Here is a 20,351-nt window from a genome sequence, read left to right on the forward strand (position 1 = left end):
TAAGTATATGGATATTTTGAAAGATTAAATGTACTTTTTATTTTTCAAATTTATGATTGTTATAGGTTTTGTAGTTGAATTTAATGGAACTTAGGCGAGGCTTTTATTTGGAAACTAATTGGATTAAAAAAATTAATATTACAATGACAATAGATGAACTGTGGGAATTACCTTTTGAGCAATTCAATGAATGGCGTCGAAATAACGATTTATTACAACTATTTGAACATTTTCGAACCACATTACCAGAGTTTGATGAGTGGTTAAAAGATAATCAACTTACCATTGATAAAATTCTTGAGACAGATCAACCTGGCAAGTTTTTCTATTTTCAAAATGAGGTTATAGTTATAAAAAATAATGAAATTGGCTTTTTTCCATATTCCTTCGAGCCTATATATAATGAACGAAGTAAGAAGATTATACTGGGAGATTTAAGTGAGGGAGATTATTATTTTTTCATACCTTACTTTAAGTGGTTAAAAGACAAAAAAAAAGACATTTTTATCAAAATGCCTTTCAATTCTTTCAGATTTACCTTATACAGCAATAGTCATCCCCAGCAATCAAGAGCTACAATAAACACAGGATTTCAGATTTTAAAAATGGGAGGAACTACTATTCCTGGATGGGGTTCTTTTATTTTTCGTAATCTTGATTTTTGTGATATCGACTTTCTCACTATTGATGGAGAGTTTGAAATGAGTAGGGGCTCTGAAGTTTTTTATGCCACTTTAAGAAATTTATTTGTTACAGATTCTAACGGATCATTCAGAACATTTTATAGTTGTCATTTTGAGAGAATTGAGGTGCAAAATTCCAAATTATATGGGTTTGAATTTTATCATTGTGATTTGTTTCAGGCGAATTTTAGATCATGCCGCTTAACCGATTTACTGCTGGATAATTGTGCTCTTAGTTTATTCAATTTTAAAGATACTGATATTATTAATGAGATTCAATATATACCACCTGCGGAGTCATGGTTTTCTGGAAAAGAGGATTTGTATAAGTCAATAGCCAATTTTTATAAAACATTGAGAGTTGTTTATCAAGCAAATGGATTAAGAACAGAAGCAAGCAGATCTTATTATTCGGAAAGATTTTATGAACTAAGGTATATATGGGCCGAATCTAGCTTGTGGAAATCTTTGATTAATTATAGCAGAGAATATCACATATATACATTTTCTAGAATCGGTTATCACTTAAAATTATTAGTTAAATTCTTTTCATACGCTGTCTCCTACCTGATTTGGGGATTTGGAGAGAAATTAAATCGAATAATATGGTCAACAATGACAATTATTAGTTTCTATTCAATTATTTATTATTTCACTGATTTAGATAAAGTGAAAGGGAATGTAGTGAACTCAATCTATTTTTCTGCTGTCACTTTTACGACGCTAGGGTTTGGTGATATTACCCCTTTAAATGGTAGTAATATACTAAAATTGTTAGTTGCTTCAGAAGCGCTTTTGGGAGCTTTTATTATAGGCTTATTTGTTGCAGGGTTTTCTAACAAATCGCGTTATTAGATATATCTCTTGATTGGATGTTTTCAACAATTTTGACAATTTTAATTAAGAGGTTTATATTTTGAAAGCTAGTCATTTGAAGATATCGATATATAAATTTAATTAAATATAGCGTGTTAACATTTTTATTAAAGCAGTTCTCCATGGGGTTTCTGATAAGAACGGAAGTACGTAGATCACATTGGATGATAGTGATCCCGACCGGAAAAGCTGATAGGAGAAGGCAGGTTGGAATCTGCCATTGGCATTGGATATTAATACAAAGATAGCAGAACATAACTTAGTATTATGATAATTTCAAGAAATTGATATTAGAGTACTAATAGAAAGAAGCTATTGCTACATAGATGAATTTTATTCAACTTTTAAGGGCGATTATGAATTTCCGTAGTTGATTACAGCCATAGCAGCTTTACGAGGTTATAGAACTCAGTTTTTATATTCATTACATTATATTTTATATACTCTAAACAACAATCTAATATGTAGGTTAGAAGGTGAGGAAGATTTAGACATATTAAATCTTCAGGAGAGCTTCTTTATGCCATACAATTAAAAAACCTGGGAAGAACGACTATAATTATACTGTCCAATATATTATTAGGTAAAACCGTATTGGAGTTATAAATGATTTTGCTATATTGGTAAGGTTTATTTTATACTAACTAAAAACACGCATGGAAACCCAAACTATAGGTCAAGGAATTTTTTATGACCACTCCAAAATCAAGGATAAACATTTTTTCGGAGGATTTTTAAACTTAGCAGAAAATAATATTAAAATTGTTTTAAAAGCTTTTTCAGAAAAATTTAACGTAGGACAAGCAAATTTGGAACAGTTTGCTGATGTATCGTTAAAGGATAATCTTTCCGATAGTGACTTTCAAAAGCGAGTATCATTTTTAAAAATGTATTTCCCCGTTATTGATAAGATCAATACCCAAAATAACAGAGTACAGTTTAGATCAGATCTTACTTTACTAATCACATCAATTAGTAAACTAAGGAACTTTTATACTCATTTTTTTCACAGACCATTAGATTTTGATGCATCTCTATTTATTCTTTTGGACGATATTTTTGCCAGGACGGCGAGAGATGTAAGAGATCAAAAGATGAAAGATGATAAGACAAGGCACTTGCTAAGTCAAAGTTTATCTGAAGAACTCGAAATCGGTTATCAAAAGCAAATTGAGAGATTAAAAGAACTGAAGCGTCAGGGAAAGAAAGTAAATGTACATGATAAGGAAGGAATTAAAAATGGCGTTCTTAACAATGCGTTTAATCATCTGATTTATAAAGACGGAGAGTCTTTTAAAACCAAATTAGCTTATAGTTCTGCACTCACTTCTTTAGAATCGGTAGAAAATGGCATTGAAATCTCACAAAGCGGTCTTTTATTCCTGCTCAGCATGTTTCTTAAAAGAAAAGAAATTGAAGACTTAAAGAGTCGAAGTAAGGGGTTTAAGGCTAAAGTTATTAGAGATGAAAACGACAATGTAAATGGCCTTAAGTTTATGGCAACCCACTGGGTTTTTTCCTATTTATGTTTTAAAGGATTAAAATCAAAATTATCAAATGAATTTCACGAAGAAACTTTGCTTGTACAAATTATCGATGAACTTAGCAAAGTTCCGGATGAACTGTATGTTGCATTTGATAAAGAAACCAAAGATAAATTTATAGAAGATATTAATGAGTATATAAAAGAGGGTAATGAAGATTTAGGTTTAGAGCGAGCAAAAGTTGTACATCCTGTAATTCGTAAGCGGTATGATAATAAGTTCAACTATTTTGCTATTCGATTTTTAGACGAATTTGTGAAGTTTCCTTCACTAAGATTTCAGGTTCATGTTGGAAATTATGTTCACGACAAAAGGCTCAAAAATATTAATGGTACTACATTCCAAACGGAAAGGGTAGTTAAAGACCGGATAAAAGTTTTCGGAAGGCTTTCGGAAATTACCTCACTTAAAGCTCAGTATCTACGCACTGCTTTAAATTTGAGCGATGAAGAAGGGTGGGAGATATTTCCTAATCCCTCTTATGTATTTATAGAAAATAATATACCCATTTATATTTCTACAGATGCTAAATTCAAAAGGGAAATTGTAGAATTTAAAAATGCAAGGCGCTCCCAGGCACCGGATGAATTAAAAATAAGAGAAGCCGGGAAAAAGAGAAAATTTGAAATAACACAAATGATTGGCACAAAGTCTGTCCTAAATCAGGAAGAACCAATCGCTTTGCTGTCTTTAAATGAAATTCCCGCTCTATTGTATGAAATACTGGTGAACGGCAAGGATTCTGTAGAAATGGAAGAAATAATAAAAAATAAGCTATATGAAAGATTAACTGTCGTAAAAAATTATCATCCTGAAAATCCACTTCCTGCCTCTCAAATAAGTCGTAGGCTCAAAAAAAATCAAGGAAATAGAATCATAAATACAGATAAATTACTTCAGCTAATTTCTAAGGAACTGATTGTTACAGAACAGAAACTTAAGTTGATATTTGGCAATCAAGAAGCTCTTAAACAAAAGAAAGATGGTAAATATATAAGGAAGTTTGTTTTTACGAATTTAGAACTTGGAAGGGAAGCAGCATGGATTGCTGATGATGTAAAACGTTTCATGCCTCAAGATTCTCGAAAACAATGGAAAGGATACCAGCATAGTCAGCTACAACTTTCATTAGCATTTTATAATACGAGACCAAAAGAAGCTTTAGCCATTTTGGAAAGTAACTGGAATTTGAAAGATGAAACAATACTCTGGAATGAATGGATATTAAATAGTTTTAAACAGAATAAGTTCTTTGATAACTTTTATAATGATTATTTGGAGGGAAGAAAGAAATATTTTTCTTTTTTATCTGAGCGCATTTCTCAATATACTTCTGACAGTAAAAATCTCCAAAAGTTCATGGAGCTGCAGATGCCAAAAGATTTATTTGATAAACGTCATTATATTATGGAGGATTTGCAGACTGAGAAACATAAGATTTTATCGAAGCCATTCATTTTTCCAAGAGGTATTTTTGACAAAAAACCAACTTTTATAAAAGGAGTCAAGGTAGAAGACAGTCCGGAATCTTTTGCAGGTTGGTATAGCTATGGTTATCAAAAGGATCATCAATTTCAAAAATTTTATGATTGGGCCCGTGATTACAATGATGTTTTTTTAGAACATATGGAAAAACCTTTTGTTAATACTGGAAACAGAAAAGTATTGGGAAGTAATGAGTTAAAAGAGCGAATTAAAACTAAACAAGATCTTAAAATTAAGACGATAAAAATACAGGATCTTTTTCTGAAACTTATTGCGGAGAATTTATTTCAAAAAGTATTTAACTATTCCACGACACTTATTTTAAGCGATTTTTACTTAACTCAGGAAGAAAGAATAGCAAAGGAGAGGGCAGCAGCTTCACAAAGTGTTCGTGAAGAAGGAGATAATAGTCCAAATATCATTAAGGATAATTTTCTATGGAGTAAAACTGTTCCTTATCAAAATGGGCAAATAGTTGAACAAGCAGTTAGATTAAAGGATATAGGAAAATTTAATAGTTTCTTATCGGATGAAAAAATACAGGTACTTTTGTCTTATGATAAAAGAAGGACTTGGAGTAAAATAGAGCTAGAAAATGAATTTTATATTGGCGAGAATTCCTACGAAGTTATTAGAAGAGAAAAGCTCTTTAAAGAGATTCAGAAATTAGAGCATGAAATTTTAATATTGTGTGGCTGGAATGGGTTTAATCACCCTGTACAATTGGAACATAATAATCATCCGAAGTTCAAAATATACCTTGTCAATGGTATTTTAAGAAAAGTTGCGGGTTTATTTAACCATGGAGAAGATGTTTGGTTAGAATATCTTAATGAAAGCGATTTCGAAAACTTAGATACTAAGACTTTGGAATCGAAGTCCGAATTAATTCAATTAGCATATTTATTAACAGCTATTCGAAATAAATTTGCGCATAACCAGCTGCCATCTTATCAATTTTATTGTTATATTAGAGATAAGTATGGATTTAAAGAAGAAGCTTCTGTGTCATTATTTTATCTAAACTTTGTAAAATACGCAATAAGTGAATTAAAAAAGATAATGATGTAAAGTAAGCAAGGAATGTTCACAATTATGTTATTTTTACATGATGTAATAATTGTTAGAACAAATATTTTGTAGAGTACTCACAACTTTCATTTCCTCCTCTCTATCCGGAACTTCGTTGGGACGTATCACAGTTTGAAGGGTATTCACAACCTAAAGCAGAGATAACAGTTGTTGGTGCACGTTGGGACGTATCACAGTTTGAAGGGTATTCACAATTAGTCCTATAGTCCTCTAACCTAACTAGTAGTTGGGACGTATCACAGTTTGAAGGGTATTCACAACTAACCTGGTGCATATGTATTGCCATTCTGTGTTGGGACGTATCACAGTTTGAAGGGTATTCACAACTTGCTTCGTCTGCATTATTTTTATCAAAGTGTTGGGACGTATCACAGTTTGAAGGGTATTCACAACATTGATTAATTCCTATTTGTTTTAAGGCGAGTTGGGACGTATCACAGTTCTTAGGGTACTCAAGATATCAGCTTTAACATTGGCAGATAATGGTTCGTTGGGACGTATCAAAATTTGTAGGGTACTCACAACAGCATTTTATAGCTATTCCAGAATCTTAAGGTTGGGACGTATCACAGTTTGTAGGTATTCACAACTTATCTAATCATCTGGTTTAAGTTCGTCTAGTTGGGACATATCACAGTTTGAAGGGTATTCACAACTAGTCATTGATATAAGCTTTTCCATAATTTGTTGGGACGTATCACAGTTTGAGGGGTATTCACAACATCTCCTGGGTTAAATAGGATAAAGGATAAGTTGGAACGTATCACAGTTTGAAGGGTATTCACAACAAAATCTTGTTCTGTTAGTGTTTTCATTTTGTTGGGACATATCACATTTTGAAGGGTATTCACGACTAATTGCGATTATTAAGATCATTGACATAGGTTGGGACGTATCACAGTTTGAAGGGTATTTACAACTAACTTTTCGTATAAGTTCCAGACCAGGATGTTGGGACATATCACAGTTGAAGCATATTCACAATAATGAATCTTTAAATCGTGGTTGATACAAAAAGCCGAAGATTATTGCAAAATGTATTTCGTAATTCAATACGCTGATATTTTAATATGTTATATTTGTAATGCCAGCAGATAAACTACTGTTCAAGTAGCAGATAAACTAACTAATCCCAGATTAAGAAATACAACTACCTGATGAATCAATTTCAGATTTCCTCCAAACCGCGACATCTTCGATAAATGTTTTTTATCGATATCGATTATTCCTATGAAAAACTCATAAAACTTATCAAGCATATCCAAAAACAATGGGGTGGAAGGTACAATCCCATCATACCCATGAAAGGTGAGGTAATTGTTGAAGGCTACTTAGAGATAATAAAACATTATGATCCGGACTATATTTTTTATTCGAATGGAGTAGATCCGTCTGTTATAAAGAAACTTGGTTATTTTAACCCGACTGGTTATTTTAATCTTGATAAAGAGCCAAGAGAAGAAGACATTTTAGGAGTGAATGCTTTATATTTTGTATCACAATTTGATCAAGATTATAACATCCTTGTACCGGAAGACATAGATAGAACTGAAAGCCCTCTCCTGGAATTTTATGATACAAACTTTGGCTTAACTTCAAGCGAATATATAGGTGGGTCTAAATTAACAGAAAAGCTTAATCGAATAAAGATTACCTCCGAGAATTTCTCGATACTGAATCAAATTATTTATGAGTGTAAGCCTCTCATTCAATCACTTTTATCAAGACAAAATTTAAATACTAAAATATTAAGGAGCTTTGGTATTACTCGATATGAGTCATCTGAGATCGTAATAGCGAAAGATAAAACATCTACTGTGGATCTTCTTTATTATTGGAATCGACAACTTTATCAATGCCATAATGTTTTTTACCTGACTATTGATGAGCTGGCTTTAATTGCTAAGGACAAGTATTTTGGTGGTGTGCTTAGTGATTTCAGTCGAGAAAATACCATTGAAATTGTATCATTCACATTTAACAAAGAAGAAATAGTGGGATTGATAACAGAACATTTAAGACCAATAATTGGGTACAAAAGTGTTCAGTATAAAGAGATACTAAATTTTCCGTTTACAGTATCCGACGATAAAGGACTACATGAGAGCCAATCTGGAGAACGACCTACTATTCAAACCCTTCTTTCTGAAGATAATCTGCTTTTTATTCCTCCATTGAGCTTTACAGATAATGTTAATTTCTATCCTCAAAAATGGGCAGTTGATCTTGAGATAGATCAGATTAATAAACTTCATCAACAGTCACTTCGTTTTCCCCTAACCACTGAAACAAGATACATCTTAAAGGGAGTAGAAGGTAGAATTAATAAAAAAAGGAATATCTCTTATTTGTTCACAACTTCTTAGATGATTTAGGAACTGTTAAAATAAATGTTCCGGAGTTTTCTGAGCTTTTAAAACAGCTTATACGAAGTCCGGTTTTTCAGGGGAACAAGGTCAGAGACAAGATATATTGCTATAGGTCCGCACGATAGTAGTAATAGAATGAATTCCTTTATTAGAAAATTTAACGGTGATTTTCATTTGATCGATGATTTTTTACAGATAAATTTTGGGTAGATATTTTTGAAGAATTATGTACCAGTGAAAAGGCAGCAGGAGATTCGATTTATTTTCGGGAAATATTTAATAAATGTATCAGCGTATATGAAGAACATGTAGAACCACTTGGCCCCAAAGGGCAAACCTTTGCAAACCCGGAGAATTTAAGGTTGGGCTTACAGCAATTATTAGAAACACTTTGCAAATTAGGAGTTTTCCTTCAGGGCTTTAAATTAAAATGTACAAGATGTTCTTCCATATTTTGGTATCATCTAAAAGAAGCAAGTAGTAATGTAAATTATAAAGGATGCCTGGAAAGTTTTAATATGCCCGTTGAACCTGTCTTTTATTATAAATTAAATGATCTTATAAAAAATAATATCTTTCAAGCCAGAACACAAAGAGACGGAAATCTTACCGTTATTGTATATACAAAATTGATAAAAAAAGCTTAATTTGTATTAAGAAATTTTGTGTTCTTTATTTTAAGTCGTAAATATTTTTTGCAGGCGAAAGAGAGTTGGAAAGAATTGATGAAATTATAGTATTTCTGGCAGTTTCATGGCACTTCATAATTTATGAAGCACAGATGATACACCAATAAGGAAGTTGCTGTAATGGTTCGAATCCCTGACTCTCCGCAAAGCAAAAGTTAGAGTAGTTTATAAAACTTCTTGAAACAAGAAAAGTTAGTGTGGCAATATCGTGGCGCTTTTCAAACATTAAATAAGAAGTTCAATAAACATCACATATACACGAGATAGGTTCGAATCCCTCACTCTCCGCAAATGCTTAACAAGAGTTTTTCTGAAAGCGTAAAAACATGAATACATCCTGCAAATTAAGATTTGCAGGATGTATTGTTTTTGGGATGAATGAAATTTCAAAAGCACTTCAAAAAATTTGTGATAACTCTGCAGTAGTTTTTAAATCACTTTAAAATTGCCATAAAAAATAGATTCAAGAGCTGTAAAATACCGGATGTTATGCTTTAATAACTACAGCTTCTCGTTATCGACTTTGATGATCCATTAATGAAGCATTTTTACACATTTTATTTACCAAATAAGTTTTTACGAAGATGATTATTTAAAATTATTAACAGTTAAAAAAAGATTATGTTATTAGCGAAGAAATTTTAAGCTCAGCTGGTGCTGGGTTAAAAAGATACAATCCAGAAGAAACGATTTTTCACGAGGGAGGCGCACCGTTATATTATTATCAAATAGTAAAGGGTGAAGTTAAACTGAATAATTATAATGCCGAAGGAAAAGAATTTATCCAGAATATTCTATTTGATGGACAAAGTTTTGGTGAGTCGCTTTTATTTGATGATAAACCATACCCAATGAGTGCAGTAGCTATCACTGCCAGTACTATTCTTAGATTAAGTAAACGAGATTTTTTAGAGATGCTGGCAAAGCATCCACTTCTCTTTTTTAATTTCTGCAAAGAGCTATCAGACGGGCTGTATTACAAATATATTATGCTTCAAAAAAATTCTCTGGAAAGTCCGGAGGAAAGGCTTATTGGCGTTATGGATTACATGAAAAGTTTTCAAAAAGAGCAAGCTACGTTCTCTTTCCAAGTACCTCTTACAAGACAGCAACTTGCCAGTCTTACAGGAATTCGTGTAGAAACTGCCATAAAAGCTATCAAACGTATGGAAAAAGAAAAAATTGTAAAAATAATTAACAGAAAAATTTTGTATTAATTCGTACCATTATGAAGTCACTCATAAAACCCGAATTACTCTATTGTAAAATTGGTTTGACAATACGATAAATCTACAGTTTTCCCTTGATACATGATAGAGACTGAATTATCAGCCTTTTTAAGAATAAAAGTGGGAAAATAAACACAGTATTATGGGTTTCAAAAAAATATTTTGGCATATATCAGTTAGGCTTTCTGCTTATAAAATTTTACTTACTTCTCTGCTTATAAAGGAGAAATCATCTTTACAAAAAGTTGGAGCTGTATCCCAAAACTGATGCTTTAAATGTACAACTCTAATACAGCCTTAATTTGAAAATGGTCCCTTAAAATCATAAAAGTAGAGGTAGAGAACCTGCTGTAGAAATGTTGTATATAAAAACGAGTACTATTGGTTTGCAGGAAGGCTCAATTTTTTTTAATGATAATAGTACCATGATAGTAGATTAAGAGAAACTTTCAAGAGCAGCCACAATTTCTTTTGACAGGAGTTTAATTAATATCTGAATGGCGTTGAACTTGTTGTATCTGTCCATTTATTTGATCAACAAAACGTGCTGCTTCATTCTTTTTTACTCAGAAAATTCCTGATATGGAAATCGAGGCTGTCTTCCACAGTAATAAATTCATAATTCAAAGTTTTTACAATTTTAGCATTAGACATTTTTGAGAAAGAGGTTAAAAATTCTATGTTTGCTTTGGTCAGTAATCTTAATTTTGGGATTAATCCTCCAGAAAGAATATTTAAAATTCTCCCTATTTTTAAAATGTTCTCAGATAAAATAAAAGGATTAACCGTCTTTTTAATTAGTCTAGACAGATCGCTGTACTTTCTGTTCTCTGAAATGATGATGAAACGTTCTCCGAAAATATTTTTTTCCATCAGTTCGATAGCGATTTCTGCTACATCCCTTACATCTACACATCCTGTTCCGCCAGGGAAAGAATACAATCTGTTAGCAAAAACTTGTAAGAATTCGCCACTGCTTTTTTGCCAGTTACCACTTCCGATAATCATCCCCGGATTAATGATAATGGTATCTAAACCTTGATGAAATGCATCAAGCACCGCTTTATCCGCATTGCATTTTGAGATGGCATATATTGTATTGTTTTCACCGCTGATAAGATCTGAATTTTCATCAATAAGTTTTTCACATTTTCCTTTATTGAAAATAGCTGCGGAACTTACATACAGAAACTTTATTTTATGGAAACGGTGGCAGCATTCAATTATGTTTTCAGTTCCTTCAACATTGACTTGGGTAACATCTTTCTGTTTTTTCGGATCATAAGTTACCTTCGCGGCACAATGATATACCTCCTGAACATCTTTAAGTGCATTTTGCAGACTTTCCTTGTTATGTAAATCTACCGTCACCCATTCTATCTTATTAAAATAGCTTTCAGCATTTTCTGAGTAATACTTCAATGATTGTTTCACTTCTTCCAAATCACTGGAGTCTCTTTTTGTGGCACGCACAGTTCTGCCTCTTTTGAGAAGTTCCAAAACAATTACCCTACCGAGAATTCCGGTAGCTCCGGTTACTAAAATCATTATTAAATAATTAAAATTACAATGTAGAATCTCGCCCTATTCTTCACTAAGCCAGGCATTCATATACTCTCTGTTCATTCTGGCGATAGTATCCAGTGAAATACTTTTGGGGCATTCAATTTCACATGCTCCAATGACAGAGCAATTTCCAAATCCCTCATCATCCATAGCTTTTACCATATTTAAAACCCTTCTCTTTCTTTCAATCTTTCCTTGTGGCAGTAATGCAAAATGAGAAACTTTAGCACCAACAAAAAGCATTGCAGCACCATTCGGACAACAAGCTACACATGCTCCGCAGCTAATGCAGGCGGCAGCGTCCATTGCTTTATCAGCATTCTCTTTGGGAATAGCAATAGCATTGGCATCCAGCGTATTTCCTGAAGTGTTGACAGAAATAAATCCACCTGCTGCCATTATCCTGTCAAAAGCACTACGGTCTGTCATTAAGTCTTTGATAACAGGAAATGCAATACTTCTCCATGGCTCAATGATAATAGTGTCTCCATCGTTAAACATCCTCATATGGAGCTGGCATGTTGTAATTCCTGTGTCCGGACCATGTGCTCTTCCGTTTATGTATAAAGAACACATTCCGCAAATTCCTTCACGACAGTCATGATCAAAAGCAACAGGGTCTTTATTTTCATAAATTAGCTGTTCATTAAGTATATCCAGCATTTCCAGAAAGGAAGAATCGGTAGAAACACCAGAAATTATATATACTTCAAATTTTCCTTTACTTTTTCTATTTTTCTGTCGCCAGATTTTCAAGGTAAGAGATAAATATTTCCTAGTATTCATAGCAGTTTTAAATTTGATTATCAAAGTATAATTAATACCATTATAGTTTTTATGAGTAAAATCATATTATAACTGAATACAGCAGGAAATACTTATTAAAGAAAAGGAAATATAATTTAATGCTATTTTTTCTTGCCTGTGAATACATGGTTACTGAAATCAATTTTACAACCCCCAGTTAATATATTAGCTTTAAGAAACAGATTGCTGTAAAGTCTGACAGATCCGATTTTGATCACTAATTTATTTTTATACAACAATTTTCATTCATAAGTCTTATGTTTTTAAACTTTTTAGTTTTGGTTATCTTATGTAAAAATAAATAATACGTAACGGCGTAATATTTGTATTTTTTTTAATCACCAAATGTAAATCACTTAAAATATTAAACCATGACAGACGATAAATCCAAAAAAGGGAAAAAAGACCGCAAACAGGTAAGTGGTTCAGAAAATTATGAAATCCAGTATTTCAAGGAAAAAATGGGAGTAACCTCACAAGCCGTTGTCGGTGCTATAAAAGAAAACGGTTCTAATGACCGAAAAACATTAGAAGATTACTTAAGGAAGCGTCACCAAAAATAGCAATACTTGCATCATTAGAGTGTCAGCTGTGCATTTGTTAAGTGCGGCCAAATTTTTAGATTCTAAAATCCATTAACTTAAAAAACAATTGGTATGGCTTTAGAAAAATATCGTGAAAAGCGGTCAGAAGAAAAGACTCCCGAACCCTTTGGGGGTAAGCCATCTGGCAAAGAATTGAGGTTTGTTGTTCAGAAACATGATGCTTCCCATCTTCATTACGATTTTCGTCTTGAAATGGACGGAGTGTTAAAAAGTTGGGCGGTTCCTAAAGGACCCTCCCTGGATCCGAATATTAAAAGACTTGCTATGATGGTTGAAGACCATCCATATGATTACCGGGATTTTGAAGGTATTATCCCAAAGGGACAGTATGGTGGGGGTACGGTGATTGTTTGGGACGAAGGTACTTATGAACCTTCGGAGCCAGTGGAAGGAGATTTGAAAAAGCAGGAGGAAAATCTATTGCACCAACTTCATGCCGGTAAGTTGAAAATAAAGCTAAATGGTAAAAAACTAAAAGGAGAATTCGCCTTGGTAAAAGCTTATGGTAGGGGCGAGAATAGCTGGCTTCTGATGAAGCTTGAAGATAAATACGCAACGACCAGGGATATTACATTAAAAGATAAATCCGTGATTTCCAAAAAGACAATAGTCCAGATGGAAAAATCTCCAGATAAAGTTTATGGAAAACCTAATGTAAAAAAGGAGAGTAGGCTCAAAGATAAGACTACTGAAAAAAAAACGACTCCAGAACTCATTGAGGAACAATTAAGCTCAAACAGATCAGAGAAGGAGGATATTGATGTGGATAAGATTTTAAAAGGCGCGCCAAAGAAGGCTTTTTACAATCATGTACAACCAATGCTTGCTACACTTGTGGATAAGCCCTTTGAAGATAAAAATTGGCTCTATGAAGTGAAATGGGATGGGTACAGGGCAGTGTCCTTTTTAAAAGGGGGCAAGGTTGAGATCAAATCTCGTAATGACAAAAGCTTTAACGAGAAATTTTATCCGGTATATGATTCGCTCAAGGCGCTTAATCTTAATGTTATCTTGGATGGAGAAATAGTCGTTGTAGGGGAGGATGGCAAGGCTGACTTCGGATCATTACAAAACTGGCGCAGTGAGGCAGACGGAACTTTACTGTACTATGTCTTTGACATTATATGGCATGATGGAAAGGACCTTACAGACCTTACCTTATGTCAGCGGAAGGAAATTCTAAAAGAAATATTAGAGGAGAATGATATAATAAAAATCAGTACACCATTTTATACTTCCGGGATAGAATTTTTGGAAGCTGCAAAGAACATGGGACTTGAAGGCATAATGGCCAAAAAGAAGGATAGTTTGTACCATGTACATGTAAGGACAAAGGACTGGCTTAAGATCAAAGCCAATAAAAGACAGGAAGTGGTTATTGGAGGTTTTACGTTGAATGATGACTCCAGAAAATCTTTTAGCAGCATCCTTGTAGGAGTTTATGAAGGTAAAGATCTTGTGTATAAAGGAAAAGTGGGCACAGGATTTAATGACAAGTTGCAGAAGGAGATGATGGAACAATTTAAACCACTGTTCACTAATAAGCCTCCTTTTTCTGAGGAGCCTGATGTCAACAAACCTTCCCGATTTCGGCCTAATCCCCCTCATGCTTCCGTTACATGGCTAAAGCCTAAACTTATCTGTGAAATAAGTTTTACAGAAATGACCAGTGATGGAGTCATGCGTCACCCTTCCTTTGAGGGGATGCGGGAAGATAAAGACCCAATGGAAATTATTCTTGAAAAAGAAATTGATACAGCTCAGATTACTGATGAACATCATGAAAAAATAATAAAACCTGCTGGCAAAATGAAAAGGAAAACCTTATTGAATCCTACTGAAAAGACACAGGTGAAAACCGTCAATAAGCACGAACTTAAATTTACAAACCTGGATAAGGTTTTTTGGCCAAAAGCAAAAATTACTAAACGCGATTTGATCAATTACTATTACCAGGTAGCACCATTTATTCTTCCTTATTTAAAGGACCGCCCTCAGAGTATGAACCGATTTCCCAATGGTATTGAAGGTAAAAGCTTTTATTTTAAAAATGTGACAGATACAGCACCGGACTGGGCTGATACTTTTTTGTATAGGAGTGAAACAGATAATGAGGACAAGCACTACCTTGTTGGGAAAGATGAAGCAACATTGTTATATATGGCAAATCTTGGCTGTATAGAGATGAATCCCTGGAATAGTACAATAAAAAAACCTGAACATCCGACATACTGTATCGTAGACCTCGATCCTGATAAAAACTCTTTTGATCAGGTAATCGAAACCGCACAGGTTACAAAACAGATTTTAGATGATATGGGTATAGATTCTTACTGCAAAACAAGTGGATCGACCGGTCTTCATATCTATATTCCGTTGGGAAATAAATATACATATGAACAGTCCAAAGAATTTGCTCGCGTAATAGTCACCTTGGTACATCAAGAACTTCCTGATTATACAAGTTTGGAACGGGTCATTAAAGACCGTAAGGGAAAAATGTATCTTGATTTTTTACAAAACAGGCCTCATGCAACTATTGCATCGGTGTATTCTGTGCGACCAAAACCTGGGGCGACTGTTTCTATGCCTCTGCATTGGGATGAAGTTAAAAAGGGACTTAAAATGAGTGATTTTCATATTTTCAATACGTTGGAGCGATTGCAAAGTGAAGGCGATATATTTAAGCCAGTGCTAGGAAAGGGAATTGACCTTAAAAAGATAATTGATAAATATGCTGGGAAATGAAAAATGCCAGCAAGTCAAAAATAGAGGATACTAACCTAATAAAAAATAATATCATGAACGTCAAAAGAATTTTTGGGACAATATTAACCCTACTTGGGATAGGTGGCCTTATTTATGTAGGAAATGGCTTAATCACCAAAGGTGTAGCCAATATGCCGATTATCGTGGTGGGAATTATCGGTTTACTTTTCTTTTTTGCTGGAATCAGCTTAGTCAAGAATACAAAGGATGAGAGCTAAGCCAGGAAATAGTAATGAAGAAATTACATAGTTCAGATTCTCCGGACTATTACATCAGTAAAAGATTTAATATTCTGTGGTGTCCAGAGATGGACACTGCAGAATATAAGTTTCTTTGCAATTAATGACCGACAATAAAGTTGCCATATATTTTTTGTTTTCAACACTAATTTTCTTCTTCATAGTAAACATCTTGCCTGTCTTTTGATAGCAGTAGATGATATCGAAATCATCTGGCAATTCCAAGTTATAATTGGATTTTTTTGACGGATACCAGATCAAATAATCACACCTTTTAAATTTATTGTTTCATAATTTTTTGCTGTTAGAGCGGAAAATTGGTGAATGAAAATAGGTTTTTATTTACTTTTTCATAATAAAAAGTGTCTTTTTTACATTTTTTTTTCAGCTAAAATGAAAAAAAAATTAATTCTTCTTATCATAATATTTATTCAGAAAAAAATGATCCTCTTTTTGGTGTTGTGATATTGCAATTAATTGTGAACTCATGTCTTATGAAATAAGTAAGTGTATTTTTAATGATAACCTTATCATAATTTTTATACAATTCATATCATAAAAATTCGATATGTAATGTGTTGATAAGCAGTAGATAATGATGGATTTATTTTTTTTATTCAGATGAATTTTTATATTTGTAATGTTACCAAAATGTTAACAAACTAATGAATCAGAATTTTATTCATACCTACGTCTCTGTAGATTGCGTTGTGTTTGGATTTGACCATGAAAACCGGTTGAATATATTATTAGTACAACGTCATGTAGATGATGTACCATTGGAAAAACAAATCAAGCTTCCCGGAAGTTTGATTTTCAGCGACGAAGATGTGGATGATGCTGCACAAAGAGTACTGCATGAACTTACAGGGATTAAAAAAATGGTCCTCAAACAGTTCAAATGCTTTGCAGATCCCATGAGAGCAAGTAATGCGCATGATATCAAATGGATGGATCAGGAATACAAACATCATATAGACAGGATCATTACAGTGGCTTATCTTTCTCTTTGTAAAATAGACCACAAGATCAACAGTACAAAATATGATACCGTAGACTGGTATCCTATTGATGAAGTTCCGGGATTGCCTTTCGATCACAACAAAATTATCAGTGAATCTCTAATGGAGATCAGAAAATGGATTGAATCTGATTTCTCTATCATTTTTGAGCTGCTGCCGAAAAGATTCACCATCAGACAGCTCTATCAGCTCTATAGTGCATTAAGTGAAAAAAATATTGACATCAAGAATTTTCATAAAAAAATTTCTTCGTTCCCCTATATTGTTCCCTTGGATGAAATTCAAAAAGATGTGTCACACCGTGCAGCAAGGTACTACAGATTTGACGCTAAGATTTACAAGAAAAACAATACAAAACTTATAAAATAACCTTTTTAAAAAATTATGTACTTACTAGGCTATGACATTGGCAGTTCTTCTGTGAAAGTTTGTCTCATCGAGGCATCCAGTGGAAAAGTGATTGCTTCTGAATTTTCTCCCAAAAAAGAAATGAAAATCACTGCTATAAATCCGGGATGGGCAGAGCAAAATCCAGTCGACTGGTGGACCAATCTGAGGTTGGCACATGAAGCTGTGATGCATGAATCCGGTGTACATGCTGAAGATATCAAAGGAATTGGAATTACCTGGCAGATGCATGGTCTGATTCTGGTGGATAAAGATCAGAATGTCTTAAGGCCATCCATTATCTGGTGTGACAGCCGTGCTGTGCCTTACGGCGAAAAAGCTTTTAAAACAATAGGAGAAGAAAAATGCCTGTCTCATTTGTTGAATTCACCCGGAAACTTTACAGCATCAAAGCTGGCCTGGGTAAAAGAAAATGAGCCTGAAATTTTTGAAAAGATAGATAAAATCATGCTCCCGGGAGACTATATTGCTATGAGACTCTCAGGGGAGATCGGAATAACCATTGAAGGATTATCAGAAGGGATCTTCTGGGATTTTAAAAACAACTGCATTTCGGAAGATATCATCAACTACTATGGTATTCCTAAAAGCTTTTTCCCTGAAATCGTACCTACATTTGGTATCCAGGCAACGGTTTCCAAAGCAGCAGCTGAGGAATTAGGCTTAAAAGAAGGGACACCTATATCCTACAGGGCAGGTGATCAACCGAATAATGCGCTCTCCCTGAATGTTTTTAATCCCGGAGAAATTGCCTCCACAGCAGGAACCTCAGGAGTTGTCTATGGTGTTCTGGATCAGCTGGAATATGATAAGTTATCACGGGTAAATACATTTGCCCATGTCAATTATACACCTGAACAGATCAGGCTGGGAGTTTTACTATGTATCAACGGAACCGGTATTTTAAATTCCTGGCTGAAGCATAATTTCGCAACCTCACTTTCTTCTTATGGGGATATGAATGATATGGCTTCGCTTTCACCTATTGGCTCAAAAGGGTTAAGTATCATTCCTTTTGGAAACGGTGCTGAAAGGGTACTGGAAAATAAAGATACCAGCTGTTCTATTCACGGAATCAATTTCAATATACACACTAAGGGAGATATACTGCGTGCGGCGCAGGAAGGTATTGTATTCTCTTACGAATACGGAATGGATATCATGAGAAATATCGGAATGGATATACAGGTCATCCGTGCAGGAAATGCCAACATGTTTTTAAGTTCAATTTTTCGCCAGTCTCTGGCCAGCGTGAGCAATGCGGTCATTGAACTTTATGATACCGATGGAGCAGTGGGAGCTGCAAGAGCTGCTGGAATGGGAATTGGATTTTATTCAGATTCCAGGGAAGCATTTTCTTCACTTGAAAAGATAGCGGTGATAGAGCCGGAACACGAAAAACAAGAACAATATACAGAAGCCTATGCGCGATGGAAACATCATCTTAATGAAATAATCTAAAGCAATTACAACCGTATTTTTCATCCTCTTACTGACTTTTAAGAACCAGTGAGAAGGGAATTCCTACGCAAAAATTAAAAAAACAAATTAAAAATAATCAAATAAATATGAACACTTTAACAGGTACAAAAGAGTTTTTTACGGGTATTGAAAAAATTAAGTTTGAAGGAAAAGAAAGTAAGAACCCGTTGGCATTCCGATATTATGATGCTGAAAAGATTGTGATGGGAAAACCTATGAAAGATTGGACCAGATTTGCAATGGCTTGGTGGCATACCTTATGTGCAAACGGAAGTGATCCGTTCGGAGGTCCTACGATCCACCATCCATGGGACATCGGAAATGATGCAGTGACCAGAGCCATGCATAAAATGGACGCTGGTTTTGAATTCATGTCCAAAATGGGCTTCAATTATTACTGTTTCCACGATATCGACCTGGTAGATCCTGCTAATAACTGGAAGGATTATGAGAAAAACCTTCAGACTATTGTAGAATATGCAAAACAAAAGCAGCAGGAAACAGGAATTAAGCTTCTATGGGGAACAGCCAATGTTTTTACCCATGAAAGATACATGAACGGTGCCTCTACCAATCCGAATTTTGACGTCGTGGCCTGCGCAGGAACTCAGGTGAAAAACTCAATAGATGCAACGATAGCATTGGGAGGAGAAAATTATGTTTTCTGGGGTGGAAGAGAAGGATATATGAGTCTTTTAAACACGGATATGAAGCGTGAAAAAGATCACCTGGCCCGTTTTCTTTCCATGTCAAGAGATTATGCGCGTCAGCAAGGATTTAAAGGAACATTCCTGATCGAGCCAAAACCAATGGAACCTACCAAGCATCAGTATGATTATGATTCCGAAACAGTGATCGGATTCCTGAGACATTACGGATTGGATAAAGATTTCAAACTGAATATCGAAGTGAATCACGCTACGTTGGCGGGGCATACATTCGAGCATGAGCTTCAGGTAGCTGTAGATGCCGGACTTTTAGGAAGCATTGATGCCAATAGAGGAGATTATCAGAACGGATGGGATACCGACCAATTCCCGATCGATTATTACGACATGGTTCAGGCGTGGCTTGTACTGCTTCCGGCGGGAGGCCTGGGAGCCGGTGGAGTAAACTTTGATGCGAAAATCAGAAGAAATTCTATAGATGCTGAAGATTTATTCATTTCCCATATTTCAGGAATGGATGTATTCGCAAAAGGTCTTCTTGCAGCAGCTGATATTCTGGAAAATTCTGATTACAAAAAACTGAGAACAGATCGTTATGCTTCTTTTGATAACGGGAATGGAAAATCTTTCGAGGAAGGTAAACTTACCCTGGAAGATCTTCAGAGAATAGCTCACGAAATCGGCGAACCACAGCCAAAAAGCGGAAAGCAGGAATTGTTTGAAGCCATCGTGAATATGCATATATAATAAAAAATAAAAGGCTTGTAAACACTAAGGACTTTACAAACTATAATTATTAATCAGCCTTTTATTCAATA

Annotated in this window: 12 protein-coding genes; 10 read left to right on the forward strand and 2 right to left on the reverse strand. The window is 34.3% G+C overall.

Annotated elements, in window-relative coordinates:
• Positions 1–143 precede the first annotated feature (143 nt).
• The 4 genes from AC0INN_RS03830 to AC0INN_RS03845 all read left to right on the forward strand — a co-directional run bounded on the left by AC0INN_RS03830 (position 144) and on the right by AC0INN_RS03845 (position 9,955).
• Entirely contained in the window at positions 144–1,538 is a 1,395-nt protein-coding gene (locus tag AC0INN_RS03830; RefSeq protein ID WP_306611798.1) for an ion channel, read from the forward strand.
• A 677-nt stretch (positions 1,539–2,215) separates the two neighbouring features.
• Positions 2,216–5,659 carry a type VI-B CRISPR-associated RNA-guided ribonuclease Cas13b gene (gene cas13b, locus AC0INN_RS03835; RefSeq protein WP_306611800.1) on the forward strand — a complete coding sequence of 1,148 codons (3,444 nt, stop codon included), beginning with the start codon at positions 2,216–2,218 and terminating at the stop codon, positions 5,657–5,659.
• A gap of 1,223 nt (positions 5,660–6,882) precedes the next feature.
• Complete coding sequence (locus AC0INN_RS03840) at positions 6,883–8,046, forward strand: hypothetical protein (RefSeq protein ID WP_306611802.1); 1,164 nt, start codon at positions 6,883–6,885, stop codon at positions 8,044–8,046.
• A gap of 1,330 nt (positions 8,047–9,376) precedes the next feature.
• Positions 9,377–9,955, forward strand: a complete 579-nt coding sequence (locus AC0INN_RS03845) for a Crp/Fnr family transcriptional regulator (RefSeq protein WP_273651045.1) — start codon at positions 9,377–9,379, stop codon at positions 9,953–9,955.
• Between the two features lie 564 nt (positions 9,956–10,519).
• On the opposite strand, the gene AC0INN_RS03850 is transcribed toward AC0INN_RS03845, so the two are convergent.
• Positions 10,520–11,515 (reverse strand): SDR family NAD(P)-dependent oxidoreductase, encoded by a 996-nt coding sequence (locus AC0INN_RS03850; protein WP_273647678.1) that lies wholly within the window; start codon positions 11,513–11,515, stop codon positions 10,520–10,522.
• A gap of 36 nt (positions 11,516–11,551) precedes the next feature.
• The gene (locus AC0INN_RS03855; protein ID WP_273647679.1) at positions 11,552–12,319 is read right to left on the reverse strand and encodes a succinate dehydrogenase/fumarate reductase iron-sulfur subunit; all 768 of its coding nucleotides are present in this window, start codon (positions 12,317–12,319) and stop codon (positions 11,552–11,554) included.
• 392 nt (positions 12,320–12,711) lie between these two features.
• Between AC0INN_RS03855 and AC0INN_RS03860 the strand changes: the two genes are divergently transcribed.
• The 6 genes from AC0INN_RS03860 (at position 12,712) to xylA (ending at position 20,280) form a co-directional block, all read left to right on the forward strand.
• Positions 12,712–12,903 (forward strand): DUF3606 domain-containing protein, encoded by a 192-nt coding sequence (locus tag AC0INN_RS03860; RefSeq protein ID WP_273647680.1) that lies wholly within the window; start codon positions 12,712–12,714, stop codon positions 12,901–12,903.
• Positions 12,904–12,996: 93 nt separating this feature from the next.
• Positions 12,997–15,693: a DNA ligase D gene (ligD, locus tag AC0INN_RS03865; RefSeq protein ID WP_273647681.1), complete on the forward strand. Its 2,697-nt coding sequence runs from the start codon at positions 12,997–12,999 to the stop codon at positions 15,691–15,693.
• Between the two features lie 53 nt (positions 15,694–15,746).
• Positions 15,747–15,932 carry a hypothetical protein gene (locus AC0INN_RS03870; protein WP_306611805.1) on the forward strand — a complete coding sequence of 62 codons (186 nt, stop codon included), beginning with the start codon at positions 15,747–15,749 and terminating at the stop codon, positions 15,930–15,932.
• A gap of 686 nt (positions 15,933–16,618) precedes the next feature.
• On the forward strand, positions 16,619–17,344 hold the full coding sequence (locus AC0INN_RS03875) for an NUDIX hydrolase (protein WP_172278131.1): 726 nt from the start codon (positions 16,619–16,621) through the stop codon (positions 17,342–17,344).
• Between the two features lie 15 nt (positions 17,345–17,359).
• The gene (locus tag AC0INN_RS03880) at positions 17,360–18,844 is read left to right on the forward strand and encodes a xylulokinase (protein WP_273647683.1); all 1,485 of its coding nucleotides are present in this window, start codon (positions 17,360–17,362) and stop codon (positions 18,842–18,844) included.
• Between the two features lie 107 nt (positions 18,845–18,951).
• Complete coding sequence (xylA, locus tag AC0INN_RS03885; protein ID WP_273647684.1) at positions 18,952–20,280, forward strand: xylose isomerase; 1,329 nt, start codon at positions 18,952–18,954, stop codon at positions 20,278–20,280.
• Positions 20,281–20,351: the final 71 nt, after the last annotated feature.

It is taken from the genome of Chryseobacterium subflavum, from assembly GCF_055762745.1.

Coding starts and splice junctions, on each gene's coding strand:
- AC0INN_RS03880 (WP_273647683.1), top strand. CDS start 17,360: ATGTACTTACTAGGCTATGACATTGGCAGTTCTTCTGTGAAAGTTTGT.
- AC0INN_RS03870 (WP_306611805.1), top strand. CDS start 15,747: ATGAACGTCAAAAGAATTTTTGGGACAATATTAACCCTACTTGGGATA.
- cas13b (WP_306611800.1), top strand. CDS start 2,216: ATGGAAACCCAAACTATAGGTCAAGGAATTTTTTATGACCACTCCAAA.
- AC0INN_RS03850 (WP_273647678.1), bottom strand. CDS start 11,515: ATGATTTTAGTAACCGGAGCTACCGGAATTCTCGGTAGGGTAATTGTT.
- AC0INN_RS03855 (WP_273647679.1), bottom strand. CDS start 12,319: ATGAATACTAGGAAATATTTATCTCTTACCTTGAAAATCTGGCGACAG.
- AC0INN_RS03840 (WP_306611802.1), top strand. CDS start 6,883: ATGTTTTTTATCGATATCGATTATTCCTATGAAAAACTCATAAAACTT.
- AC0INN_RS03860 (WP_273647680.1), top strand. CDS start 12,712: ATGACAGACGATAAATCCAAAAAAGGGAAAAAAGACCGCAAACAGGTA.
- AC0INN_RS03875 (WP_172278131.1), top strand. CDS start 16,619: ATGAATCAGAATTTTATTCATACCTACGTCTCTGTAGATTGCGTTGTG.
- ligD (WP_273647681.1), top strand. CDS start 12,997: ATGGCTTTAGAAAAATATCGTGAAAAGCGGTCAGAAGAAAAGACTCCC.
- AC0INN_RS03830 (WP_306611798.1), top strand. CDS start 144: ATGACAATAGATGAACTGTGGGAATTACCTTTTGAGCAATTCAATGAA.
- xylA (WP_273647684.1), top strand. CDS start 18,952: ATGAACACTTTAACAGGTACAAAAGAGTTTTTTACGGGTATTGAAAAA.